At 65.7% G+C, this 24,439-nt stretch carries 19 protein-coding genes; 12 read left to right on the forward strand and 7 right to left on the reverse strand.

What is annotated here, in order from left to right; translation table 11 throughout:
• Positions 1-16 precede the first annotated feature (16 nt).
• The 6 genes from WBB14_RS13935 (at position 17) to WBB14_RS13960 (ending at position 6,050) form a co-directional block, all read left to right on the forward strand.
• Positions 17-850, forward strand: coding sequence for a branched-chain amino acid ABC transporter permease (locus WBB14_RS13935; RefSeq protein ID WP_424240353.1), 834 nt, complete (start codon positions 17-19; stop codon positions 848-850).
• Positions 843-2,666, forward strand: a complete 1,824-nt coding sequence (locus WBB14_RS13940; RefSeq protein WP_424240354.1) for an ABC transporter permease subunit — start codon at positions 843-845, stop codon at positions 2,664-2,666. Before WBB14_RS13935 ends, WBB14_RS13940 begins: the two co-directional genes overlap by 8 nt.
• Positions 2,663-3,376 (forward strand): ABC transporter ATP-binding protein, encoded by a 714-nt coding sequence (locus WBB14_RS13945; protein ID WP_424240355.1) that lies wholly within the window; start codon positions 2,663-2,665, stop codon positions 3,374-3,376. The genes WBB14_RS13940 and WBB14_RS13945 overlap by 4 nt, the downstream gene beginning before the upstream one ends.
• A gap of 61 nt (positions 3,377-3,437) precedes the next feature.
• The gene (locus WBB14_RS13950; protein WP_424240356.1) at positions 3,438-4,601 is read left to right on the forward strand and encodes a transporter substrate-binding domain-containing protein; all 1,164 of its coding nucleotides are present in this window, start codon (positions 3,438-3,440) and stop codon (positions 4,599-4,601) included.
• 2 nt (positions 4,602-4,603) lie between these two features.
• A complete protein-coding gene (locus WBB14_RS13955) occupies positions 4,604-5,248 on the forward strand; it encodes an ANTAR domain-containing response regulator (RefSeq protein ID WP_424240357.1) in 645 nt (214 codons plus the stop codon).
• 70 nt (positions 5,249-5,318) lie between these two features.
• A complete protein-coding gene (locus tag WBB14_RS13960) occupies positions 5,319-6,050 on the forward strand; it encodes a pseudouridine synthase (RefSeq protein ID WP_424240358.1) in 732 nt (243 codons plus the stop codon).
• An 86-nt stretch (positions 6,051-6,136) separates the two neighbouring features.
• On the opposite strand, the gene WBB14_RS13965 is transcribed toward WBB14_RS13960, so the two are convergent.
• Complete coding sequence (locus WBB14_RS13965) at positions 6,137-7,042, reverse strand: LysR family transcriptional regulator (RefSeq protein ID WP_424240370.1); 906 nt, start codon at positions 7,040-7,042, stop codon at positions 6,137-6,139.
• A gap of 253 nt (positions 7,043-7,295) precedes the next feature.
• Between WBB14_RS13965 and WBB14_RS13970 the strand changes: the two genes are divergently transcribed.
• From WBB14_RS13970 to adeC, 3 genes are read left to right on the forward strand one after another with little or no spacing between them, the layout of a single operon-like run.
• Positions 7,296-8,489: an efflux RND transporter periplasmic adaptor subunit gene (locus tag WBB14_RS13970; RefSeq protein ID WP_424240359.1), complete on the forward strand. Its 1,194-nt coding sequence runs from the start codon at positions 7,296-7,298 to the stop codon at positions 8,487-8,489.
• 13 nt (positions 8,490-8,502) lie between these two features.
• Entirely contained in the window at positions 8,503-11,685 is a 3,183-nt protein-coding gene (locus tag WBB14_RS13975) for an efflux RND transporter permease subunit (RefSeq protein WP_424240360.1), read from the forward strand.
• Complete coding sequence (gene adeC / locus WBB14_RS13980; protein ID WP_424240361.1) at positions 11,682-13,151, forward strand: AdeC/AdeK/OprM family multidrug efflux complex outer membrane factor; 1,470 nt, start codon at positions 11,682-11,684, stop codon at positions 13,149-13,151. Before WBB14_RS13975 ends, adeC begins: the two co-directional genes overlap by 4 nt.
• A gap of 64 nt (positions 13,152-13,215) precedes the next feature.
• On the opposite strand, the gene WBB14_RS13985 is transcribed toward adeC, so the two are convergent.
• Entirely contained in the window at positions 13,216-13,467 is a 252-nt protein-coding gene (locus WBB14_RS13985; protein ID WP_424240362.1) for a GlsB/YeaQ/YmgE family stress response membrane protein, read from the reverse strand.
• Positions 13,468-13,589: 122 nt separating this feature from the next.
• Positions 13,590-14,204 carry an SCO family protein gene (locus WBB14_RS13990; protein WP_424240363.1) on the reverse strand — a complete coding sequence of 205 codons (615 nt, stop codon included), beginning with the start codon at positions 14,202-14,204 and terminating at the stop codon, positions 13,590-13,592.
• 248 nt (positions 14,205-14,452) lie between these two features.
• On the opposite strand from WBB14_RS13990, the gene WBB14_RS13995 reads away from it, so the two are divergent.
• Positions 14,453-15,208: a class I SAM-dependent methyltransferase gene (locus WBB14_RS13995; protein WP_424240364.1), complete on the forward strand. Its 756-nt coding sequence runs from the start codon at positions 14,453-14,455 to the stop codon at positions 15,206-15,208.
• A 46-nt stretch (positions 15,209-15,254) separates the two neighbouring features.
• Here the strand turns inward: WBB14_RS13995 and WBB14_RS14000 are convergent, their stop codons facing one another.
• From WBB14_RS14000 to WBB14_RS14015, 4 genes are all read right to left on the reverse strand, one after another.
• Complete coding sequence (locus tag WBB14_RS14000) at positions 15,255-17,321, reverse strand: M3 family metallopeptidase (RefSeq protein WP_424240365.1); 2,067 nt, start codon at positions 17,319-17,321, stop codon at positions 15,255-15,257.
• 173 nt (positions 17,322-17,494) lie between these two features.
• Positions 17,495-18,346 (reverse strand): bifunctional methylenetetrahydrofolate dehydrogenase/methenyltetrahydrofolate cyclohydrolase FolD, encoded by an 852-nt coding sequence (gene folD, locus WBB14_RS14005; protein ID WP_424240366.1) that lies wholly within the window; start codon positions 18,344-18,346, stop codon positions 17,495-17,497.
• The gene (locus WBB14_RS14010; RefSeq protein WP_013393357.1) at positions 18,343-18,969 is read right to left on the reverse strand and encodes a response regulator transcription factor; all 627 of its coding nucleotides are present in this window, start codon (positions 18,967-18,969) and stop codon (positions 18,343-18,345) included. The genes folD and WBB14_RS14010 overlap by 4 nt, the downstream gene beginning before the upstream one ends.
• Entirely contained in the window at positions 18,966-20,720 is a 1,755-nt protein-coding gene (locus tag WBB14_RS14015; RefSeq protein WP_013393358.1) for a PAS domain-containing sensor histidine kinase, read from the reverse strand. Before WBB14_RS14015 ends, WBB14_RS14010 begins: the two co-directional genes overlap by 4 nt.
• A 354-nt stretch (positions 20,721-21,074) precedes the next feature.
• Here WBB14_RS14015 and aceE point away from each other — a divergent pair, with 354 nt between their 5' ends.
• Together aceE and WBB14_RS14025 are read left to right on the forward strand one after the other, a co-directional pair.
• On the forward strand, positions 21,075-23,783 hold the full coding sequence (gene aceE, locus WBB14_RS14020) for a pyruvate dehydrogenase (acetyl-transferring), homodimeric type (protein WP_424240367.1): 2,709 nt from the start codon (positions 21,075-21,077) through the stop codon (positions 23,781-23,783).
• Positions 23,784-23,795: 12 nt separating this feature from the next.
• A partial coding sequence (locus WBB14_RS14025; protein WP_424240368.1) for a biotin/lipoyl-containing protein occupies positions 23,796-24,439 on the forward strand: 644 nt, incomplete at its 3' end.

A 24,439-nucleotide genomic window follows, 5' to 3' on the forward strand; every position in this document is an offset into this window, starting at 1 on the left:
GGCGCCGGAGAGCGAAATGGGTTTGCTGCTGGACATCCTGAGCACGGCCGCCATGCTGTTCATCGTGACGGCCGGGCTGATGATCATCTTTGGGGTGATGAAAATCGTCAACTTCGCGCACGGCGCGATTCTGACGTTGGGCAGCTATGGCAGCCTGGTGGTGACGCAACTGGGGCTGAATCCCTGGCTGGCGCTGCCGTTCGCGCTGGCGGTCGGCGTGCTGGTGGGCATGGGCGTGGAACGTCTGATCATGCGGCCGCTGTACAAGCGGCCGCTGGACGCCATCCTGGCCACCTGGGGGCTGGGCATCGTGATCGGTCAGCTCATCACCATGGCGTTCGGGCGCGAGGCGAAGTTCGCGGATGCGCCCATACATGGCGCGGTGTCCTTCCTGGGCACGGAATATTCGGCGTACCGGCTGTTCCTGGTGCCTGCGGCGCTGTTGATGTACGCCGCCATGACCTGGCTGCTGAGCGGCACGCCGTTTGGCGTGCGGACCCGCGCGGTGATCATGAACGAGGACTTGGCGCGCGGCCTGGGCATCAACGCCGAGCGCATCCGCTTCACCACCTTCGGCCTGGGCGCGGGCCTGGGCGCGCTGGCCGGCGCGCTGATTACGCCCTTGTCCAGCGTCGATCCAAACATGGGGCTGCCGTGGCTGGTCAGCGCCTTCATGCTGGTCATGGTGGCTGGCCATTCGATTACCGCGCTGCTGCTGACCTGCCTGGTCTACGGCGCCTGTCAGGTGTTGGTGAGCGTCTATCTCAGCCCGATCCTGGGCGGCGTGACCATTGCCGTGCTGGCCGCGCTCACGCTACGGCTATGCCCTCAAGGATTCGCCCATGACTGATCGCGCATTGACTCAACAGACGCCGGCCGGGGGCGCCGTCGAGGCCTCCGTGCGGGCTGCGCGCAGCCGCAGCCTGCTGGGCCTGGCCGCATTGTGCCTGGTCCTGACGGTAGCGGGTCCCTGGCTGTTCGACACCTATCTGTTGAATGTATTGATCAAGGCGGCATTCTTCGCCATGGCGGCGGTCACCGTGGATGTGCTGTGGGGCTACACCGGCTACCTGACCTTTGGCCAGTCCGCCTTTTTCGGAGTGGGGGCCTATGCCGCTGGCCTGGCCTTCACGCACTACGGATTCTCGCCGGCGATAGCGGCGGCGGCCGCGCTGGCGACGGCGGGCGGCGCGGCGCTGCTGGCGCTGGCGACCGGATGGCTGTCGTTCTACCGCGGGGCTTCGCCATTCTTCGCCACGGTGATCTCGCTGGTGTTGCCCATCGTGCTGACGCAGCTGGTGCTGTCCGGCGGCACCTTCACCGGATCGTCTTCCGGCCTGACGGGTTACGAAACTGCCGACCTGTCGCTGGAAACCTGGTACGTGATCGCGGCGGGCGGCCTGTCGGCGGTGGCGCTCATGGCCTGGGTGGCGGTGCGCAGCGACGGCGGCCGCATCCTGGTCGCGTTGCGCGACAACGAGGCGCGCTGCAGCTATCTGGGACTGAACACCGCGCAATGGCGCATGGCGCTGCTGGTGGCCTGTGGCGCGGTGGCCAGCCTGGCGGGCTTCGGTTATGGCGCATTCAGTGGCGTGGTGGCGCCGGAGCTCACGGGCTTTGTCTTCGGCACGGAACTGATCGTCTGGGTAGCGTTGGGCGGGCGCGGCACCATCTGGGGGCCGCTGCTGGGGGCTATCCTCATCAATGTTGCCGGTTCCTATCTCAGCGGGAGCATGCCGTTCGTCTGGCAACTGCTGCTGGGCGTGACCTTCGTCCTGGTCATCCTGCTGCTGCCGGGCGGGTTCCTGCCTCTGTTGACGGCGCCATGGCGCCGACGCGCCGCAAGGGCGCCAACGCCCACGCTGGACGTGCGCGCCGTGCCGCCGCGGCATTCGGGCGGCGCGGCCTGGGCCTTGAGCCTGACAGGCGTATCCAAGCACTTCGGCAGCCTCAAGGTGCTGGAGAGCATAGACCTGAAGGCCTGCGGCGGCGAATTGGTCGGGCTGATCGGCCCCAACGGCGCGGGCAAGACCACGTTGATGCGCTGCATTGCCGACGGCGGCGAACGTTCCCTGGGCAGGCTGGAGCTCTATGGCCACGAGGTGCTGGACGACGGGCCCGAGCAGTGCGTGCGCCATGGGCTGGGCCGCAAGTTCCAGAACGCCAATGTGTTTGACACGTTGACGGTGGCCGAAAGCCTGCGCATCGCGACCACGCTGCGCGAACGGCCGTCATGGTGGCGCCGATCGCCCAGGCTGGACCTGCCGCCCTACGTGCTGGAGGCGCTGCGCGTGACTGGCCTGGACCAATGCCTGGACAGCGTGGCGCGCGACCTGTCGCACGGACAGCAGCAGGCGCTGGAACTGGCGATGGTGCTGGCGTTGGAACCGGGCATCGTGCTGCTGGACGAGCCCACGGCCGGGCTGAGCAAGGCCGAGCGCCTGCAGATCGGCCACGTGCTGTCGTCGCTGGCGCACCGCTATGGACTGTGCTGTCTGCTGGTGGAGCATGACCTGGATTTCATCAAGGAGATCGCGACGCGCATCGTGGTCCTGCATCAGGGGCGTATCGTCATGGACGACGGTTTCCGCGAAGTCGTCGAATCCGAACTGGTGCGCGCCATCTACGCCGGCAACGCGCCGGCCGCGCAAGGAGCAACGCAATGACGAGCATCGCGCCGGCATTGGGCCTGGAAGGCGTGTCCAGCGGCTACAAGAGGGCCATGGTGCTGCACGACGTGTCAGTCGCGGTCGAGCGCGGCGCCTGCGTGGCGCTGGTGGGCAAGAACGGCATGGGCAAGAGCACCTTGCTTAAGACCGTCATGGGCTATCTGCCCAAGCAGCGTGGCCGCGTCAGCCTGGGCGGGGTGGATGCCACCCGGCTGCGGCCGCACGAAGTGGCGCGCTGCGGCGTCGCCTACGCGGCCCAGGAACAGCCGCTGTTTCCGGACCTGGCGATCCGCGACAACCTGCGCCTGGGCCTGCCGCGCGAGCAGCTGTTCGATGAGCGCTTCGCCGAGATTACCGAGCTATTCCCCGTATTCGCGACCCGGCTGCGCCAGCCCGCCGGGACCTTGTCGGGGGGAGAGCAGAAAATGCTGCTGGTGGCCCGTGGACTGATGCAGCGGCCTGCGCTTCTGCTGCTGGACGAGATCACGGAAGGACTGCAACCCTCGGTGATCGAGCGCCTGGGCCACGCGCTGAACAGGGAGCGCGAACGGCGCGGCACGACGATGTTCATCGTCGAGCAGAACGTGGCTTTCGCGCTGGACGTGGCCGACCGCTATCTGGTGCTCAAGCAGGGCACCATCGTAGACGAAGGCGAGGCTGGCGCGCCCGAGGCCGCCGGCAATATCATTTCTCATCTGAAAGTATGAACGCCGCCTGGTACGAATTCGGAAGGATGCATATGCGCAATACTCGCTCAAGGATCCCATCATGACCTCGCCCCAGGACAAGGACGCGGAGCGGCCGGGCTGGCGCATCGGCGTGCTCTATTCGCGCAGCGGCGTTACCGGCACCACGGAATCGCAGCATTTCTACGGCACGGTGCTGGCGGTGGAAGAAATCAACGAACTCGGCGGCGTGTTGGGCCGGCCGCTGGCGCCGGTGGCGTACGACCCGCGCAGCGACGCCGAGGAGTACCGCCGCCTGGCGGCGCGCCTGCTGCTGGACGACGAGGTCAGCGTGATCTTCGGCGGCTGCACCTCGCACTGCCGCAAGGCCATGCTGCCGGTGGTTGAACGCAGCAATTCCCTGCTGTGGTACGGCTCGGTCTATGAAGGCTTCGAATATTCGCCCAACGTCATCTACACCGGCGCGGCGCCCAACCAGGGCAGCATGCAGCTGGCGGCCTACCTGATCCAGAACTGCGGCTCGCGCATTTTTTTGGTGGGCGCGGACTACATCTATCCGCGCGAGACCAATCGCATCATGCGCGAGACGGTCGAGGAGCAAGGCGGCGAGATCCTGGACGAGACCTATCTGCCGTTGGGCTGCGACGACTGCGAGATCAACGAGGTCGTCGCCGACATCCGCCGTATCCAGCCGGACGTGGTGTTTTCCACCCTCATCGGCTCGGATGCGCAACGCTTCTACCAGCGCTACCACGAGATCTGCCAGGAAGAGGGACCCGCAACCGTTCATATTCCGATCGCCAGCCTGACGATGGCGGAATCGGAGGTGGCGGAGATCGGGCCGCAGCGCTGCGTGGGCCACATCACTGCGGCCACCTACTTCAACACGGTGGACACGGCCGCCAACGCGCATTTCCTGGAGCGCTGGCGCGAACGCTTTGGCGAGCATCCGGCCAGCGTCTATGCCGAAACCAGCTATAGCCAGATGCACCTGTTCGCGCGCGCCCTGCAACACGTGGGCAGCATGGACACCCACAAGCTGGTGCGGGCGGTGCACCAGGTGCGGTTCGACGCGCCGGACGGGCAGATGTCCGTGCTGGCTGAAAACAATCACAGCGTGCTGACGCCTCGCATAGGCGTGTGCCGCGAGGACGGACGCTTCGACATCGTCTGGGAAAGCGGCGAACCGGTAAAGCCGGACCCTTACCTCACTGCATTCGGATTGGATGAATTTTGGTTGAAATAGCCATGGACCATAGCTTACGCCGCCTCTACGAGGACCTGCGCAGTGTGGCCGTCGCCGTGGTGTATCCGCCCGGCGAGGACCGCGATCTGCTGGTCGAACAGCTCAAGCGCATCGGTTGCCGCATCCATCTGCTGTGGCCGTTTCCGGATGGCCCGCCCGCCGGGGTGGACGTCATCTTCTTTCAGGTGTCGCAATGCGGCCGCAACAGCGCCGCCTGGTCGGCGAGCGAGGTCGAGGCCACCTTGATCGCCTTGTCGGAGTACGAAACCCCGACCACGCTGAAGCAATTGCTCAAGGCCAACGCGCACGGCGTGCTGACTCGGCCGTTCCGCTCTGCGGGCGTGCTCAGCACGCTGGTGCTGGCGCGTTCGGCCAAGCAGTTCCAGAGCCGCCAGCAGTCCAAGATCATCAAGCTGGAAAACACGATCAAGGCGCGGCGCGTCATCGAGAAGGCCATCCGGGTGCTGATGGACCATCAGCGCCTGGACGAGCGCGCCGCCTACGAGCATATGCGGACCCGGGCGACGGGCTTGCGCGTCAGCGTGGCGGAAGTGGCCGCGATGATAGTGGAGGCCAGCGAAGCCATGGAAAAGGTCGGCTTGGGCATGCCGCGCACGGGGCCGTCCCAGAACGGCAGAATGTACTGAAGCGCCGTCGGACTACGGCCCCGCGGCCTGAGGCGCTGGGGCCGGATGGCGTCCGCATACAATACCGGCCATGGAAAAAGTACGTATCTCCAAGCTCATGTCCGAGCGTGGCCTGTGTTCGCGCCGCGAGGCCGACACTTATATCGAGCGCGGCTGGGTCCGGGTCGACGGCGTGGTGGTGTCCGAACTGGGCGCCCGGGCCTACCCTGACCAGGTCATCACGCTGGAGCGCGCCGCGCAGGCGCGCCAGACCTCGCGCGTCACCATCCTGATCAACAAGCCCGTGGGCTACGTGTCGGGCCAGGCCGAAAAGGGCTATACGCCCGCCGTGGCCCTGATCGACTCCCGCTCCCGCTACGCCGGCGACCGCGCGCCACAGCGTTTCGAGCGGGCGCACCTGGATGGACTGGCCGTGGCCGGCCGCCTGGACATCGACTCGCAAGGCCTGCTGGTGTTGACGCAGGACGGCCGCGTCGCCAAGCACCTGATCGGCGAAGATTCCAGCGTGGACAAGGAATACCTGGTGCGGGTGCAGGGCAATCTGTCCGACAGCGGGCTGGCGTTGCTGAACCACGGCCTGTCCCTGGACGGCAAGGCGCTCAAGCCGGCCCAGGTGCGCTGGCAGAACAGCGACCAACTGCGTTTCGTGCTGCGCGAAGGCAAGAAGCGCCAGATCCGCCGCATGTGCGAGCTGGTCGGCCTGAAAGTGATAGGCCTGAAGCGCGTGCGCATCGGGCGGGTGTCGCTGGGCGACCTGCCGCTCGGGCAGTGGCGTTACCTGCGCGAAGACGAACGCTTTTGAATTGCCGATCCGGCCCTGATTGGCCGGTGTAGCCGACATCTGTTGTCGGCGATTCCCAGGTTTTTCAGTCTGTTTCCGACTCCGGCTTATTTCATGAAAGCCGGAGTATCCTTCGCCTGCCCGCTGCCGCCCAGCCGCTCCATCAGGAACTCGATGAAGATCCTGGTCTTGGCGGGCAGCAGCCTTGTTTCCGTCACCGCGTAGACCGGGAGCGGACCCAGCTGCCAGTCGGGCAGCACGAGTTGCAACTGGCCGGACTGCTGTTCTGCCTGTTGGCCGCCCACCAGCACCACAATGCCCGCGCCCAGCATGGCCAGTCGCCGGGCCATGGCCACGCCGTTGACGGAAAAGCGGTTACCTGGCGTGAATTCGATGTGCTGGCGACCGTCGGTCAAGGGCCAGGGAGTCACTTGTCCGGCGCCCTTGGCGCGGAACTCGATGCACTCGTGCCGGGTCAGGTCGCTGGGATGCTGCGGTTCGCCGTGCTTCTCCAGGTATTCGCGCGAGGCGTACAGATGGGCGGGCAGCATGCCCAGCAGCCTCGCAATCTGTGACGAATCGGGCAGTTCGCCGATTTCGATTGAAATATCGCAGGTCTGGAACACGCGCTGCGCATGGTCCGGATTGGCCAGATCAAGGAAAAACGTGACGTCGGGGTAGCGGCGGGAAAATTCCATGAACGATTCAGCCAGGAAGTCCGTGCCGAAATCCGCAGGCATGTTCACCCGTAGCGGCCCGGTCGGCGTATCGACCAGCTTCTGCAGTTCCTCATGGGCGATCTGCGCCTCGGCCACGATGCGCTGGCAGCGTTCGAAGTACAGCCGCCCGGCGTCGGTCAGTTCGACCTTACGAGTGGTACGGCTCAGCAGCCGCAAGCCGACGGAGCGCTCCAGTTCAGCCACCTGGCGGGACAGTGTCGACTTTGGCATGCCGAGCATCGCGGCCGCGCGGCTGAAACTGCGCGTTTTGGCGACCTCGACAAAAAGTTCCATGCCTTGCAAACGTTTCATGGCGGGTTTTGTCATATTCAGTGGTCGGACTATTGTCCCATAAATGGAATGATGTTTTCTCAACATGCCTCTTTGTTTCTCGGGCGGGATAACGCAGAATGCGGGTTCTGCAATGCAGCAATGCGACAAAGCCCAGCCTGCGTGTTCGAGGCAAATCCACCCAATCGATGCGCGCGGAACGCATACATGCGATCCGGGGCGGGCCTTTTTTTTGTTGAAATCGGGAATGCAATCTATGGATAAGAAAAGCGCTATGTGGCGCAGCGCGGCGGTCGTCACGCTGACGGCATCGGCTCTCACGCTGGCCGCTTGCGGCAAGAAGCAAGACGCTCCCCAGGCGGGCAAGCCCCAGGTAACGGTCGTGACGCTCGCCACGCAGCCCGTTTCGCTGACCACCGAACTGCCCGGCCGCACCTCGCCTTTCCGCGTGGCCGAAGTGCGTCCCCAGGTCAACGGCATCGTCCAGAAGCGCCTGTTCACCGAAGGAGGCGAAGTCAAGGCAGGGCAGCAGCTCTATCAGATCGATCCCGCCCTCTATCAGGCCAGCCTCGACAGCCAGAAGGCCGCCCTGGCGCGCGCCCAGGCGCAGCAGAAGACGGCCGCGCTGCTGGCCGAACGCTACAAGCCGCTGGTCGCCACCCGCGCGGTCAGCCAGCAGACTTATGACAATGCCGTCGCCTCGCGCGACCAGGCTGCCGCCGACGTGCTGTCGGCCAAGGCGGCGCTGGACACGGCCCGCATCAACCTGGTCTACACCAAGGTGCTGTCGCCCATCGACGGCATCATCGGCCGTTCGGCGGTGACCGAAGGCGCGCTGGTCACGGCCAACCAGACCACGGCTTTGGCCGCGGTGCAGCAAATTGATCCCATCTACGTCGACGTGACCCAATCCAGCGTCCAGCTGCTGCGCCTGCAGAACGCGCTGGCCAGTGGCCTGCTGAAAAAGGCCGACGGCGAGCAGGCCGCGCTGGTGACCCTGACCCTGGAAGACGGCTCGCAGTACAGCCAGCCGGGCAAGTTGCAGTTCTCGGAAGTCACGGTGGACCAGGGCACGGGTTCGGTCACCTTGCGCGCGGTGTTCGCCAACCCGGACCGCCGCCTGCTGCCGGGCATGTTCGTGCGCGCCCGCCTGGCCGACGGCGTGGCCGCCGACGGCCTGCTGGTGCCGCAGCGCGGCGTGACTCGCAATCAGCGCGGCGTTCCGACGGCGCTGGTGGTCAACGCCAAGAACCAGGTCGAATTGCGTGAACTGAAGACCGACCGCGCCATTGGCGACAAGTGGCTGGTCACCGACGGCCTGGCCGCCGGCGACAAGGTCATCGTCGAAGGCTTGCAGATGGTGCGCCCGGGCGCGGAAGTCGTCGCCACCGAAGCCAGCGCTGCTGCGCCGCAGCCGCAAGCAGCCGCCGCGGCGGCCAAGCAGCAGTAGTCAGGAGCCTTGCATGGCAAAGTTTTTTATCGATAGACCGGTCTTCGCATGGGTGATCGCGATCGTGCTGATGATGGCCGGCGCGCTGTCCATCCTGAAGCTGCCGGTTTCCCAGTACCCCAACATCGCGCCGCCGGCCATCGGCATCGCGGTGACCTACCCGGGCGCGTCCGCGCAGACCGTGCAGGACACCGTGGTGCAGGTGATCGAGCAGCAAATGAACGGCCTGGACGGCCTGCAGTACATCTCCTCGGAAAGCAACTCCGACGGCAGCATGTCCATCACCCTGACCTTCACGCAGGGCACCAATCCTGACACCGCGCAGGTCCAGGTGCAGAACAAGCTGTCGCTGGCGCAGCCGCTCCTGCCGCAGGAAGTGCAGCAGCAGGGCATCCGCGTCACCAAGGCGACCAAGAACTTCCTGATCGTGGCGGGCTTCGTGTCCACCGACGGCTCGATGACCAAGGACGACCTGGCCGACTACGTCGCGTCCTACGTCCAGGATCCCATCAGCCGCACGCAGGGCGTGGGCGACTTCCAGCTGTTCGGCTCGCAGTATGCGATGCGCATCTGGCTGGATCCGGCCAAGCTCGTCAACTACGGCCTGACCACGGTCGACGTCGTTGCGGCGATCAAGGAACAGAACGTGCAGGTGTCGTCCGGCCAGCTGGGCGGCCTGCCGTCGGTGCGCGGCCAGCAACTGAACGCCACCATCATCGGGCCGTCGCGCCTGTCGACGCCGGAAGACTTCAGCCGCATCCTGCTCAAGGTCAACGCGGACGGTTCCCAGGTGCGCCTGGGCGACGTGTCCAGCATCGAGCTGGGCGGGCAGACCTACGCCATCGACAGCTTCTACAACGGCAAGCCGGCCTCGGGCCTGGCGGTCAAGCTGGCGCCGGGCGCCAACGCGCTGGATACGGCGCAGGCGGTGCGCGACACCATCAACAACCTCAAGCCTTACTTCCCGCCGGGCATGGACGTCGTCTATCCGTACGACACCACGCCGTTCGTCAGCCTGTCGATCCACGAGGTGTTCAAGACGCTGGTTGAGGCCATCATCCTGGTGTTCCTGGTGATGTACCTGTTCCTGCAGAACTTCCGCGCCACCATCATCCCCACGCTGGCGGTGCCGGTGGTGCTGCTGGGCACGTTCGGCGTGCTGGCCGCGTTCGGCTATTCCATCAATACGCTGACCATGTTCGGCATGGTGCTGGCCATCGGCCTGTTGGTCGACGACGCCATCGTGGTGGTGGAAAACGTCGAGCGCGTGATGGCCGAAGAGGGCCTGACACCCAAGCAGGCCACCCGCAAGTCCATGTCGCAGATCACCGGCGCCCTGATCGGCATCGCCATGGTGCTGGCGGCCGTGTTCATTCCCATGGCCTTCTTCGGCGGTTCCACGGGCGTGATCTATCGTCAGTTCTCGATCACCATCGTGTCGTCCATGGTGCTGTCCGTGATCGTGGCCATCGTGTTCACGCCGGCCTTGTGCGCGACCTTGCTCAAGCCCATTCCCAAGGGCCATCACGGCTCCAAGAAGGGTTTCTTCGGCTGGTTCAACCGCATGTTCGACCGCAGCAGCCACGGCTATGCCAACACCGTCGCGCGCGGCCTGAACCGCACCAAGCGTCTGATGGTGGTGTACCTGGCGTTGGTCATCGCCATGGGCTGGATGTTCACCCGCATCCCGACCGCGTTCCTGCCGGACGAGGACCAGGGCATCCTGTTCGCCCAGATCCAGACGCCTGCCGGCGCCACGGCTGAAAGCACCAAGGCCGTCATCGACGAGGCCACCAAGTATCTGCTGACCGAAGAAAAGGACGCCGTCACCTCGGTGTTCGCGGTCAACGGCTTCAACTTCGGCGGCCGCGGCCAGAACGCGTCCATCCTGTTCATCAAGCTGCGCGACTGGGAAGAACGCGGCGACGCCCGCCTCAAGGCCGGCGCCGTGGCGGGGCGCGCCAACGCGCACTTCGCCAAGACCGAACGCCGCGCGCAACTGTTCGTGGTGCCGCCGCCGTCCGTGATGGAACTGGGCAACGTCACCGGCTTCGACTTCCAACTGATGGACCGTGCCGGCGTGGGCCACGAGAAGCTGCTTGCCGCGCGCAACCAGCTGCTGGGCGAAGCGGGCAAGAGTCCGGTCCTGCGGGGCGTGCGCCCCAACGGCATCGAAGACGCGCCGCAGTACCAGCTGGACATCGACCGCGAAAAGGCCCGTGCCTTGGGCGTGGCCGTCTCGGACATCAACAGCACGCTGGCCACCGCCTGGGGTTCGTCGTACGTCAACGACTTCATCGACCGAGGCCGCGTGAAGAAGGTGTTCGCGCAGGGCGAGGCTTCCTCGCGCATGCTGCCGGAAGACTTGAACAAGTGGTACGTGCGTAACAACGCGGGCGACATGGTGCCGTTCTCGGCGTTCGCCAAGGCCACCTGGAGCTACGGTCCGCAGAAGCTGAACCGCTACAACGGCGTGCCGTCGTACAACATCCAGGGCCAGGCGGCGCCGGGCTACAGCTCGGGCGCGGCGATGGAGGAAATGGAACGCCTGGCGGCCAAGCTGCCGGTGGGTGTGGGCTTTGAGTGGACCGGCCTGTCGTTCGAAGAACGCTTGTCCGGCGCCCAGGCGCCCGCGCTGTACGCCATTTCGCTGATCGTGGTGTTCCTGTGCCTGGCGGCGCTGTACGAAAGCTGGACGATTCCGTCGGCGGTGATGCTGGTGGTGCCGCTGGGGATCATCGGGGCTTTGCTCGCCACCCTGGCGCGGGGCCTGTCCAACGACGTGTACTTCCAGGTGGGCCTCTTGACTACCATCGGGCTGGCGGCCAAGAACGCCATCCTGATCGTGGAGTTCGCCAAGGAGCACTACGAGGCGGGCGCCAGCCTGACCGAGTCGGCCATTCACGCCGCGCGGCAACGTCTGCGCCCCATCCTGATGACGTCGCTGGCGTTCATCCTGGGCGTGACCCCGCTGGCGATCTCGTCGGGCGCGGGTTCGGGCAGCCAGAACGCCATCGGCACGGGCGTGATCGGCGGCATGCTGACCGGCACCTTCCTGGCCATCTTCTTCGTTCCGGCCTTCTTCGTGATCATGCTGCGCGTCTTCAAGGTCAAGCGCATGAGCGAAAACGTCGACAAGCACGACACCAGCGCCAACGGTGCGCAGGACGTGTCGACGGAGGGCCAACCGCAATGACATTCCCGATGAGAACCTTGCTGTCTGTTTCCCTGGCGGCGGCCCTGGCGGGCTGCTCGCTGGCCCCTACCTACGAGCGGCCGGACGCGCCGGTCGACGCGGCCTATCCGACGGGACCGTCCTACCAGGCGGCCCAACCCGCCGACGCGGGCGGCCTGATGACCGCCGACATCGGCTGGCGCGATTTCTTCGGCTCGGATCCGCTGCTGCAACAACTGATCGAACAGTCGCTGGCGAACAACCGCGACCTGCGCGTGGCGGCCCTGAACGTCGAAGCGGCGCGGGCCCAGTACCGCATCCAGCGCGCCGACCTGATGCCCAGCGTCGGCATCGCCGGCCAGGAAACGGCGCAGCGTTCGCCGGCCGACCTGTCGCCCAGCGGGCGCGCCACCACCAGCCACAGCTACCAGGTCGGCGCCGCCATGTCGGCTTGGGAGCTGGACTTGTTCGGACGCATCCGCAGCCTGAGCGACAAGGCGCTGGAATCCTATCTGGCGCTGGATGAAACCCGCACGGCGACCCAGCTGACGCTGATCGCCGAAGTGGCCAACGCCTACCTGACCCTGCGCGCCGACCAGGAGCTCCTGAGCCTGACGCGCGACACGCTCAAGAGCCAGCAGGATTCCTTCAAGCTCACGCAGCAGAGCTACGACCAGGGCCTGTCCACGGCGCTGGACCTGAGCCAGGCGGAAGTGTCGCTGCGCACGGCAGAGCGCAACCAGTCGCAGTACACGCGCCAGGCCGCGCAGGACCGCAATGCGCTGGTCCTGCTGGTGGGCCAGCCGCTGTCGCCCGAGATCACGGCGGCACTGGACAACGCGGTCAAGCTTGACGACGCCATGCTGCCGACCACCATGCCCGCCGGCCTGCCGTCGGACCTGCTGGCGCGCCGCCCGGACATCCGCGCGGCCGAGCACCAGTTGAAGGGCGCCAACGCCAACATCGGCGCGGCGCGCGCGGCGTTCTTCCCGACCATCAGCCTGACCGGTTCGGCCGGCACCGCCAGCGCCAGCCTGGGCGGCCTGTTCGAAGGCGGTTCAGGCGCCTGGAGCTTCGTGCCCCAGATCACCGTGCCGATCTTCGCCGGCGGCTCGCTGCTCGCCGGCCTGGACCTGGCCAAGGTGCAGAAGAACATCCAGGTCGCGCAGTACGAGAAGTCGATCCAGACCGGTTTCCGCGAAGTGGCGGACGCCCTGGCCGGCCGCGGCACGCTGGACGAGCAGATCCAGGCGCAGCAACTCCTGGTGGCCGCCAACCAGCGCGCCTACGACGCCTCGGACCAGCGTTTCCGCCAGGGCATCGACGACTACCTGAGCGTGCTGGATTCGCAGCGCTCGCTGTACACCGCGCAGCAGGCCTTGGTCGACACGCGCCGGGCCAGGCTGTCCAACCTGGTCACCTTGTACAAGGTGCTGGGCGGCGGCTGGACCGAACGCACGGCAACCGCCCAAGCCCAGCAGCAGTAAGGGCGGGCAAAAAAACGGGCCGATCGAAAGATCGGCCCGTTTTCATTCCTGATCCAGCAGGGCGTCAGGCGCGTTTCTTGGCGATCAGGCCCACCACGAACAGCACGACGATCGCGCCGACGACGGACCCGATCCAGCCTGCGGGTTCGCCCGGGGCGTACCAGCCCAGGGACTGGCCCAGGAAGCCGGCGACGACCGCGCCGACGATACCCAGGATGGTGGTCATGATGATCCCCATGTTCTGGTCTCCGGGCATGATGGCGCGGGCGATCAGGCCCACGACGAACCCGACGATGATCATGATGATGATGCTCATGCGCGTACTCCTTGCTGGAAGTAAAAGGGGGCAGTGTGGCTAGATAATACTCACGCCCCGCGCACAGCGGCTGTAACAACTGGTGTATGGCGCGCGCGGGCAACATTCCGCGGCGCTGGCGCTCAGGACGTCAGGTCGATCAGCTGGCGCACGTCCTTGGTCATGGCCTCGATGCTGTCGGTATCCGAAGCCAGCAATCGCGCCTTGCCATCCTTGTCGAATATATACACGCCGCGGCTGTGCGTGACTTCGTACATATCGGCGTCGTCGCCAGGACGCGGCTTCTCGATCTGGTAGGCCACGCGGTAGCGGCGCGCCAGGTCCGCGATCTGCTTTTCATCGCCGGTCACGCCGATGGCGCTGTTGTTGAAGGCGTTGACGTAGGCCTGCAGGATGTCCGGCGTGTCGCGGTGCGGGTCCACGCTGACGAACAGGATGCGCACGTCGCGGGCCTTGTCGCCCAGGTTCTGCAGCACGGCCGTCAATTGCGCCATGGTGGTGGGGCAGACGTCCGGGCAACTGGCGTAGCCGAAGAACAGCAGCACCGTCTTGCCCTTCAGGTCGTCGCTGCTGACCGTCTTGCCGCCCGCGCCGGGCAGCGAGAACTTCAGGTCGGGCAGGTGACCCTTGACGTTGTACAGGGTCCAATCGACGTTCCTGTCGCCGCAGGCAGCGAGAAACACGCACAGGGTCAACAGCAGGCTGCGCAGGGCGCGGCCGGAAATGAGGTGTCGCATGAGTCCAAGGGCCGGTAGGAGGTAAACCTTTTGATTCTACCCGCAAGGCGCGGGCAGGGCAGAGCGCGCAAGGGGAGGGAACCTGAGGGCGGCTTGTGCTGGCGCAAGCGCAGGAGCCAGGAGCGGCCCGGCCACTTGTAAAGCTTTGTCTGTTTATTGTTTGGAAGTGGCGAAATCGCCTGATTGAGGGCCATGGCTCCCGCTACATTCAGGTCCAAGTCAGATTTCAGAGTCTAGAGGCGCCACACATGGACATGCCGGCCAAGAATTCCTTGGGCTACCCCTATTATCCGTACTACCCCGTCGTGCTCGACATCCTGCGCAGCCGCCTGGCGGATTCAGTGCTGGACGCGCCCTGCGGACTGGGCTGGCTGGGCGATATGCTGCCCGCAGTCAGCGGGCGGCAGGTCGATATCGACGGCGTCGGCCTGTGGGAGTTTCCCTCGGCGGATGGCGGCTACCGCCACGTGACGGAGCACGACCTGGAAACGCCGTTGGCGGTTCCCGCACCGTATGACGCCGTGGTCTGTTGCGAGGCGATCCACCTGCTGACCAACCCCGGTGTGCTGGTGCAGAGCTTTTATCGCGCGTTGCGGCCGGGCGGCACGCTGATCGTCACCACGCCCAACACCTGGTACTTCCGTTCGCGCCTGCAGTTCCTGCTGCGTGGCTTCCATTCAGGGTTCCGGCCCATGGTGGGCCGGCAGCGCGGCGAGGATTACGTCACCTACTTCCCCTGGAGCTTTCCGCAGCTGCACCTGCTGCTGAAGCACTACGGCTTTACGGACATCACTTTGCACGACGTGGACGAGAACAAGCCCAAGCGCATGGCGGAGCATGTGCTGGCGGTGCCGTCGCGGCTGTACTACGGGCGCCGGCTCAGGCAGGCGCAAGACGAAGAGAGCCGGCGGTATTGGAAGCAGGCCGGTTCGGACCAGTCCGTGCATGGCCGCTGGCTGGTGATGTCGGCGCGCCGGCCGGTCAGCGATCCCGGCGTCCAATAGAAAACGGCCCGCCAGGGCGGGCCGTCCAGGGCGCTGCCGGGCGCGCTCAGGCGGGCGTCATGCCGCTGTGGCGCAGCAGGGCGTCGATGCGCGGGGCGCGTCCGCGGAAGGCGGCAAAGGATTCAGCCGCCGGGCGCGAACCGCCCACCGCCAGCACTTCGCGGCGGAAACGCGCGCCGGTCTCGGGATCCAGCGTGCCCAACGCGTTGCCGGCCTGCTTGGCGGCCGCTTCCTCGAAGGCTTCGTAGGCGTCGGCCGATAGCACTTCCGCCCACTTGTAGCTGTAGTAGCCCGCGCCGTAACCGCCCGCGAACAGGTGCGAGAAGGCGTGCGGCAGGCGATGCCAGGCCGGCGGGAACAGCACGGCTACTTCCTGGCGCACTTCCTGCAGCAGGGCCAGCACTTCTGCAACGGAGGCGCCCTTGGCGCGGTCGTGCATCAGCATGTCGAACAGCGCGAATTCGATCTGGCGCACGGTCTGCATGCCGCTCTGGTAGTTGCGGGCGGCGATCAGGCGGTCGTAGAGCGCGCGCGGCAGGGGTTCGCCCGTGTCGACGTGGGCAGACAGCTTCTGCACCACCGCCCATTCCCAGCAGAAATTCTCCATGAACTGCGAGGGCAGCTCGATGGCGTCCCACTCCACGCTGGCGAAGGCCGCCGCGCCGGGCTCGTCCACTTCGGACAGCAGGGCGTGCAGCGCGTGGCCGGTTTCATGGAACAGCGTGATGACGTCGTCGTGCGTCAGGACGGCTGCGCGGTCGCCGTTGGGGCGCGAGAAATTGCAGGTCAGGTAGGCGATGGGCGTCTGCACCTTTCCAGCCACGACGCGGCGCGTGCGCTCGCTGTCGACCCAGGCGCCGCTCTGCTTGCCGGAGCGGGCGTACAGGTCCAGGTACAGATAGCCGATGAGTTCGCCCTTGGGGCTTTCCACGCGCACGCCGCGCACGTCGCCGTGCCAGGATGACACCGGCGTTTCGGCCAGGCGCACGTCGAACAGGGTTTCGATGACTTCGAACAGGCCGGACAGCACGCGCGGCTCGGTGAAGTACTGCTTCACCTCGTCCTCGGAATAGGCGTAGCGCGATTCCCGCAGGCGCTCGGAGGCGTAAGCCACATCCCAGGGCTGCAGGTCGTCCAGCCCCAGTTCGCCGGTGGCGTAAGCCTTCAGTTCCGCCAGGTCGCGCTGGGCGTAAGGCTTGGCTCGCGCGGCCAGGTCGCGCAGGAATACGGTGACTTCCTGGGCGTCGCGGGCCATGCGGGTTTGCAGGCGAAGCGCGGCGAAGGTGCCCAGCCCGAGCAGGCCGGCTTCTTCGGCGCGCAGGGCCAGCAGTTCTTCGATCAGGGGCGAGTTGTCGAACTTGCCGTCGCCGTGTTCCGACGCCACGGTGCCGTAGCCGCGGTACAGCGCCTCGCGCAGCGAGCGGTCCTGGGCGTACTGCATGACGGGCAGGTAGCACGGCATCTTCAGCGTGAGCTTCCAGCCGGGCTTGCCGTCTTCCTCGGCGGCGGCGCGGGCCGCGGCGCGCACGTCGGCCGGGATGCCGGCCAGGCGGGCTTCATCATCGACCAGCAGCGACCAGGCGTCGATCGAATCCAGCACGTTTTCGGAGAACTTCTGCGAAGCCTGGGCCTCGCGGTCGGAAATGGCGGCGTAGCGTTCGCGGTCGGCGCCTTGCAGCTCCACGCCGCTCAGGCGGAAGTCGCGCAGGGCCATTTCCACGATGCGGCGGCGCACCGGCGTCCAGGACGCGAAGTCGGGGGCGGCGGCCAGGCGCTGGTACTGCTTGTACAGGCCTTCGTGCAGGCCGACCCAGGTCGAGAATTCGGTCACCAGGGGCAGGGCGGCGTTGTAGGCCTCGCGCAGCTCCGGGGTGTTGACCACGGCATTCAGGTGGCCGGCCACCGACCAGGCGCGCCACAGGCGTTCAGAGGCGGTATCCAGCGGTTCCACCACGGCGTCCCAGGTGGGCGCCAGCGCGGGGTCGGCGGCGCGGTCCACGGCCTGGCGGGCGATGCCCAGCAGTTCCTCGACCGCGGGCACGATGTGTCCGGGCTTGACGGCCGCATAGTCGACGAGGTCGGAAACAGGGGCGAGCAGGGGGTTCTGGGACATGGCGGTAGCGGCAGGAATGAGTACAGGAATCAGATAGGGGCGATTCCGGGGAATGCAAGCGGGATGGGTGCGGCGGAGGGGCGCGCGTGCGCAAAAAAAGTCGTTGCCTGGCGCGCCTAACCGATCAGGCAGCGCCGCGGATACTGATTCCCCGGCGCTGCATCCATCCTGGGTCAGCCGGCGGCGCGTTCCGCGGCTTCGATGGTGTTGACCAGCAGCATGGCGATGGTCATGGGACCCACGCCGCCCGGGACGGGCGTGATCGCGCCGGCCACTTCCTTGGCCGAGGCGAAGTCCACGTCGCCGCACAGCTTGCCGTCGGCGCCGCGGTTGATGCCCACGTCGATGACGACGGCGCCGGGCTTGATCATCGAACCGTCGATCATGCCGGGCTTGCCGGTGGCGACCACCAGCACGTCGGCGCGGCGGGTCTGGGCCGCCAGGTCGCGCGTCTTGGAATTGCAGATGGTGATGGTGGCGCCGGCCTGCAGCAGCAGCATCGCCATGGGCTTGCCGACGATATTGCTGGCGCCCACGATCACGGCTTCGGCGCCGCGCAGCGTCACGCCCTCAGATTCCAGCATCTTCATCACGCCATAGGGCGTGCAGGGGCGGAACAGGGGCTGGCCCGTCATGAGCAGGCCGGCGTTGCTGATATGGAAACCGTCCACGTCCTTCTCGGCCGCGATGGCCTCGATGACCTTGTGCGAGTCCATATGCTTGGGCAGCGGCAGCTGCACCAGGATGCCGTGGATGCTCGGGTCCTGGTTCAGGATGGCGATGCGGGCCAGCAGTTCGGCCTCGGTCATGTCGGCGGGGTACTGTTCCTTGACGGAATGCAGTCCGGCCTTTTCGCAGGCGGCGACCTTGTTGCGCACGTACACCTGGGAGGCGGGGTCTACACCCACCAGCACCACGGCCAGGCCGGGGCGGGTGCCCTTGGCGGCCAGCGCCGCGACACGTTGGGCGGCTTCTTCGCGAATGCGCGCCGACAGGGCCGCGCCGTCGATGATCCTTGCTGTCATGCGGTTGCCTCGGGTTTGGCCAAGGCCACTTTCATCAAATCAGCTACGGTGGTCACTTCAAGTTTTTCCATGATGTTGGCGCGGTGCGCCTCTACGGTCTTGATGCTGATGCCCAGGTCGTCGGCGATCTGCTTGTTCAAGCGGCCAGCGACGATGCGCTCCAGCACCTGCTGCTCGCGCGCGGTCAGGCGCGCCAGCATGGCTTCGTGGTCTTTCTGGGCCTGGTGCTTGCTCACGCGCTGCGTGGCCTGCTCCAGCATGCGCGCCACGATCTCGCGCAAATCGGACTCATTGAAGGGCTTTTCCAGGAAGTCGACCGCGCCTTTCTTCATGGTGGACACGGCCATCGGCACGTCGCCGTGGCCGGTGATGAACACGATGGGCAGCGGGGCATTGCGGGCGAGCAGTTGTTCCTGCAGTTCCAGGCCGCTCATGCCGGGCATGCGCACGTCGGCGATCAGGACGCCGATCTGGCTGGCGTCGTAGTCTTCCAGGAAGGACTCGCCACTGGCGTAGGCGCGAACGCGATAGCCATTGGCCTCCAATAGCCAGCGCAGCGAATCGCGGACCGCTTCGTCGTCGTCAACAATGAAAACCGTGCTCGACAGGTGGGGCGTGTTCATGCGTGCAACTCCTCGGACTGATCGTTCTGGGCCTGCGACTGGGGTGCAGCGCAGGGCAGGGTAAAGCGGAAAATGGTGCCGCCGGCGGGATTGGGATCCGCCCACAGGCGACCATGGTGCGATTCAATAATGGTACGGCAGATATTCAGCCCCATGCCCAGGCCCTGGGTCTTGGTGCTGAAGAAGGGTTCGAACAGGCGCTCGGGTTCGGCCAGGCCGTGGCCGCGGTCGACGACCGCGACCTCGATGTGCTGTTCGTGCAGGATCACGGCGACCTTGAGTTCGTCGGATTCACTCTTTTCCATGGCCTCCAGCCCGTTCTTCAGCAGGTTCAGCAACACCTGTTCGATCAGGATGGGGTCGGCCAGCACGTCCGGCGCGTTCGACGGCACGAAGCGGTCGATGCGGATGCGGCGCTTGCGCGCGTCGATCTCGGCGAAGCCGATGGCATTGTCGACAATCCGGCTGATCGCGACACGCTGGCGGCGGGGCTCGCTGCGCTTCACGAATTCGCGGATGCGGCTGATGATCTTGCCCGCGCGCTCGGCCTGCGACGCGGCCTTTTCCAGGGCCGGCAGCAGCATGTTGGGGCTGGTGTGGCCGGCCTTGACCAGGGCGACCGCGCCCATGCTGTAGTTGGCGATGGCGGTCAGCGGCTGGTTCAGTTCGTGCGCCAGCGACGAGGCCATTTCGCCCATGGTGGTGAGGCGGCTGGTGAGCTGGATCTTCTCCTGTTGCACGCGCGAGGCCTCTTCGTGCACACGGCGCTCGGTGATGTCGCGCGCCACCTGCATGCGCACGCGGCGGCCGTCGGTCCAGGCCAGCATGCGGTGGTGCACTTCGAACCAGCGCTGCACCGACGGCGCGAAGACTTCCACGGATTCGTCGGTGAAGCGGCCGCGGCGGCCGGCCAGCAGCTCGTCGTGGCCGCCGGTTTGGGCGCCGAACACGCGGCGATAGGTGCGGTTGGCGAACAGCAGCTCCAGGCCGTCATGGGTGTCGGCGGTAACCGAAATCGCGTCGTCCAGGCCTTCCAGCACCGTCATGAAGCGTTCGTGCGCGGCCGTCAGGGCCTCGCGGATGCGCTTGGGCTCGGTAATGTCGGTCATGGAGGTCATCCAGCCGATCTGGTTGCCGTTGGGGTCCAGCAGGGGCGACACGTACATGCGCGCCGTGAAGCGCGACCCGTCGCGGCGCTGTGCCTCGACTTCGAGGCCGCTGCTGGGGGTCTTGCCGGACATCAGCACGTCCAGGGTGTGCTGGTGCTGTTCATGGCGACCCGGCACCCAATAAGGGAAGGGCGGGCTGCGGCCGATCAGGTCGGCCTCGTTCCAGCCGATCATGCGGCAGAAGGCTGGGTTGACGTAGGCGATGCGGCCCTCCATATCCAGCACGCGCATGCCGGTGGACATGGAGTTCTCCATCGCGCGGCGGAATCCGGTTTCGGCGATCAGGGCGGCCTCGGCCGCTGAACGGAAGCGCGTATAGCGCCACAGCATCAGCAGGCTGATGACGATCACACAGGACAGGGCCAGCACTACCCAGATCAGGCGTTGCTGGCGCATTTCCTGGTCGATGGTGACAAACATGACGCTGTCGTCATGGATGCGCTGCAGCCAGAAAAACACCGCCATCACACAGATATAGAGGATCAGCACCATCGCTGGCGTAACCCAGTACACCCCGCGTCGGCGAGTGCGGGCGTGATCGTGAAACGGCGTAGGAATATTGGACTTGGGCGCGCTGGACATGGAATTCGGGCCGGATAGACCGCGCATTTTAGTGCGTGTTGGCAGGGATTTGCCGGGATTCGACTCGTCCTTTTGGAGTACGTGCTTAAAAGTATGACTTTAAAGCGTTCAGCTAGCTTTAAATTTTTCGCATTGTGAAATGCCGTACCGCAACATGAAATTTTTCTTGCGACCGGTTAATCTTCTTTCTTAGAATGCCGGCTGATAGGGAACCGACCCAGTAGCAGGTCTCTAGATAGAACACCCCGACCCATGCATTGCATGGTAGCCCGGATGATCCCGGCTACCATGCAATGTCCGCGAGTAGATAAGTAAGCGGGTGCGGTCACGAACAAACCCAATAGGAGACACACGATGTCCTCTTTCGCCCAGGCTGGCGCCGTGCAGGCTGCCAACGACGAAGACACCCTTGAAACCCAGGAGTGGCTCGAAGCCCTGGCGGCAGTCCTTGATCGTGAAGGACCGCAGCGCGCCCACTATCTGCTCGAACGCCTGATCGACGAAGCCCGCCGTTCCGGCGCGCATATTCCGTTCTCGCCCAACACCGCCTACGTCAACACGATTCCTCCCGGCCTGGAGCCGGCCCACCCGGGCAACCTGGAGCTGGAATCGCGCATCCGCTCGTACGTGCGCTGGAACGCCATGGCCATGGTGGTCAAGGCCAACAAGCACAACCCGCCGGACGGCGGCGACCTGGGCGGCCACATCGCCTCCTTCGCGTCGCTGGCCACCATGATCGGCTGCGGCCAGAACCATTTCTGGCACGCCGAAGATGAAAACCATGGCGGCGACCTGGTCTACTTCCAGGGCCACACCTCGCCCGGCATGTACGGCCGCGCCTACCTCGAAGGCCGCCTGACCGAAGACCAGCTGAACCATTTCCGCCAGGAAGTGGACGGCAAGGGCCTGTCCTCGTACCCGCATCCGAAGCTGATGCCGGACTTCTGGCAGTTCCCGACCGTATCGATGGGCCTGGGCCCGCTGATGGCCATCTACCAGGCCCGTTTCCTGAAGTACCTGCACGCCCGCGGCATCGCCGACACCAGCAATCGCAAGGTCTGGGTGTTCTGCGGCGACGGCGAAATGGACGAGCCCGAATCGCTGGGCGCCATCGCCCTGGCCGCGCGCGAAAAGCTGGACAACCTGATCTTCGTCATCAACTGCAACCTGCAGCGCCTGGACGGTCCGGTGCGCGGCAACGGCAAGATCATCCAGGAACTCGAAGGCGACTTCCGCGGCTCGGGCTGGAACGTGATCAAGCTGATCTGGGGCGGCTACTGGGATCCGCTGCTGGCGCACGACAAGGAAGGCATCCTGCGCCAGATCATGGAAGACACCGTGGACGGCGAGTACCAGGCGTACAAGGCCAACGACGGCAAGTTCGTGCGCGAGCACTTCTTCGGCAAGCACCCCAAGCTGCTGGAAGCTGTGTCGCGCATGAGCGACGAAGACATCTGGCGCCTGAACCGCGGCGGCCATGACCCCCACAAGGTGTACGCCGCGTTCAACGCCGCCGCCACCCACGCGGGCCAGCCCACCGTCATCCTGGCCAAGACCATAAAGGGCTACGGCATGGGCCATGTCGGCCAGGCCAAGAACCCGACCCACCAGCAGAAGAAGCTGGAGCTGGACTCGATCCGCGAATTCCGCGACCGCTTCGGCATCCCGATCCCGGACGACAAGCTGGAAGACCTGCCGTACTTCAAGCCGGCCGAAGACTCGCCGGAAATGAAGTACCTGCACGAGCGCCGCGCCGCGCTGGGCGGCTACCTGCCGCGCCGCCGCGCCAAGGCCGACGAACACCTCAAGGCCCCGGCGCTGGACGCCTTCAAGGCCGTGCTGGAGCCCACCGCCGAAGGCCGTGAAATCTCCACCACCCAAGCCTTCGTGCGCATCCTGAACCAGGTGCTGCGCGACAAGGAACTGGGTCCGCGCGTCGTGCCGATCCTGGCCGACGAATCGCGCACCTTCGGCATGGAAGGCCTGTTCCGCCAGATCGGCATCTACGCGCCGGAAGGCCAGAAGTACACCCCGGTCGACAAGGACCAGGTCATGTACTACAAGGAAGCGGCCGACGGCCAGCTCCTGCAGGAAGGCATCAACGAAGCGGGCGCGATGAGCTCCTGGATTGCGGCGGCCACGTCGTACTCCTCGAACAACCGCATCATGATCCCGTTCTTCATCTACTACTCGATGTTCGGGTTCCAGCGTATCGGCGACCTGGCCTGGGCGGCGGGCGACATGCAGGCGCGCGGCTTCCTGCTGGGCGGCACCGCGGGGCGCACCACGCTCAACGGCGAAGGCCTGCAGCACGAGGACGGCCACAGCCACATCCTGGCGTCCACCATCCCGAACTGCGTCTCGTACGACCCGACCTTCGGCCATGAACTGGCCGTGATCATCCAGCATGGCCTGAAGCGCATGGTGGAAGACCAGGAAAACGTCTACTACTACCTGACGGTGATGAACGAAAACTACCCGCAGCCCGGTCTGACCCAGGGCGACGAGGAAGGCATCATCAAGGGCATGTACAAGCTCAAGACGCACGGCAAGGGCAAGAACCGCGTGCAGCTGATGGGCTCGGGCACGATCCTGCGCGAAGTCATGGCCGCGCAAGAACTGCTGGAAGCCGATTGGGGCGTGGCTTCGGACCTGTGGAGCGTCACCAGCTTCACGGAACTGCGCCGCAACGGCCTGGACGCCGAACGCCACAACATGCTGCACCCCGACGAAAAGAAGCCGCAGGTGGCTTACGTCACGGAACAGCTGGCCAAGACGGAAGGCCCGATCATCGCGTCGACCGACTACATGAAGCTCTTCGCCGACCAGATCCGTCCGTTCGTGCCCAAGGGCCGCGAATACAAGGTGCTGGGCACCGACGGTTTCGGCCGCTCGGATTTCCGCTCGAAGCTGCGCGAGCACTTCGAAGTGGACCGCCACTTCGTCGTGGTTGCCGCGCTGCGCGCGCTGGCCGACGAAGGCAAGGTGCCGGTCGCCAAGGTGGCCGAAGCCATCAAGAAGTACGGCATCAATCCGAACAAAGCCAACCCGCAATACGCCTGAGGGTAAAGAGACATGAGCAACATCGTGCAAATCAAGGTTCCCGACATCGGCGACTTCAAGGAAGTGGAAGTCATTGAAGTGCTGGTGGCGGTGGGCGACACGATCAAGGCCGAGCAAAGCCTGATTACCGTCGAATCCGACAAGGCCTCGATGGAAATCCCCGCGTCGCAAGGCGGCGTGGTGAAGTCGATCAGCGTGAAGGTGGGCGACAAGGTTGCCGAAGGCACGGTCGTGCTGGAAGTGGAAGCGTCGGGCGCGGGCGAGGCTGCGGCCCCTGCGGCTGCGCCGGCCAAGGCAGAGGCGCCCAAGGCCGAAGCCAAGGCTGCCCCGCAGCCGGCCGCCGCCGCTTCGGCGGCTCCGGCTGCCGCCAGCGGTCCGGTCAACATCGAAGTGCCTGACATCGGCGACTTCAAGGAAGTCGAAGTCATCGAAATCATGGTCGCCGTGGGCGACACCATCAAGGCCGAGCAAAGCCTGATCACCGTCGAGTCCGACAAGGCCTCGATGGAAATCCCCGCCTCGCAAGGCGGCGTGGTCAAGGAAGTGAAGGTCAAGGTCGGCGACAAGGTCGCCAAGGGCTCGGTCGTGGTCGTGGTGGAGGGCGCCGCGCCCGCCGCCGCTGCCGCCGCGCCGGCTCCGGCCGCCAAGGCTGAAGC

This window comes from Achromobacter sp. (assembly GCF_049647645.1).
In the GTDB taxonomy this organism is placed as follows: domain Bacteria; phylum Pseudomonadota; class Gammaproteobacteria; order Burkholderiales; family Burkholderiaceae_B; genus Achromobacter.

Coding starts and splice junctions, on each gene's coding strand:
- WBB14_RS13960 (WP_424240358.1), top strand. CDS start 5,319: ATGGAAAAAGTACGTATCTCCAAGCTCATGTCCGAGCGTGGCCTGTGT.
- WBB14_RS13975 (WP_424240360.1), top strand. CDS start 8,503: ATGGCAAAGTTTTTTATCGATAGACCGGTCTTCGCATGGGTGATCGCG.
- WBB14_RS14015 (WP_013393358.1), bottom strand. CDS start 20,720: ATGTCCAGCGCGCCCAAGTCCAATATTCCTACGCCGTTTCACGATCAC.
- WBB14_RS13990 (WP_424240363.1), bottom strand. CDS start 14,204: ATGCGACACCTCATTTCCGGCCGCGCCCTGCGCAGCCTGCTGTTGACC.
- WBB14_RS13995 (WP_424240364.1), top strand. CDS start 14,453: ATGGACATGCCGGCCAAGAATTCCTTGGGCTACCCCTATTATCCGTAC.
- WBB14_RS13950 (WP_424240356.1), top strand. CDS start 3,438: ATGACCTCGCCCCAGGACAAGGACGCGGAGCGGCCGGGCTGGCGCATC.
- adeC (WP_424240361.1), top strand. CDS start 11,682: ATGACATTCCCGATGAGAACCTTGCTGTCTGTTTCCCTGGCGGCGGCC.
- WBB14_RS13935 (WP_424240353.1), top strand. CDS start 17: ATGGGTTTGCTGCTGGACATCCTGAGCACGGCCGCCATGCTGTTCATC.
- WBB14_RS13955 (WP_424240357.1), top strand. CDS start 4,604: ATGGACCATAGCTTACGCCGCCTCTACGAGGACCTGCGCAGTGTGGCC.
- WBB14_RS13985 (WP_424240362.1), bottom strand. CDS start 13,467: ATGAGCATCATCATCATGATCATCGTCGGGTTCGTCGTGGGCCTGATC.
- WBB14_RS13970 (WP_424240359.1), top strand. CDS start 7,296: ATGGATAAGAAAAGCGCTATGTGGCGCAGCGCGGCGGTCGTCACGCTG.
- WBB14_RS13945 (WP_424240355.1), top strand. CDS start 2,663: ATGACGAGCATCGCGCCGGCATTGGGCCTGGAAGGCGTGTCCAGCGGC.
- aceE (WP_424240367.1), top strand. CDS start 21,075: ATGTCCTCTTTCGCCCAGGCTGGCGCCGTGCAGGCTGCCAACGACGAA.
- WBB14_RS14010 (WP_013393357.1), bottom strand. CDS start 18,969: ATGAACACGCCCCACCTGTCGAGCACGGTTTTCATTGTTGACGACGAC.
- WBB14_RS13965 (WP_424240370.1), bottom strand. CDS start 7,042: ATGGAACTTTTTGTCGAGGTCGCCAAAACGCGCAGTTTCAGCCGCGCG.
- WBB14_RS14000 (WP_424240365.1), bottom strand. CDS start 17,321: ATGTCCCAGAACCCCCTGCTCGCCCCTGTTTCCGACCTCGTCGACTAT.
- folD (WP_424240366.1), bottom strand. CDS start 18,346: ATGACAGCAAGGATCATCGACGGCGCGGCCCTGTCGGCGCGCATTCGC.
- WBB14_RS13940 (WP_424240354.1), top strand. CDS start 843: ATGACTGATCGCGCATTGACTCAACAGACGCCGGCCGGGGGCGCCGTC.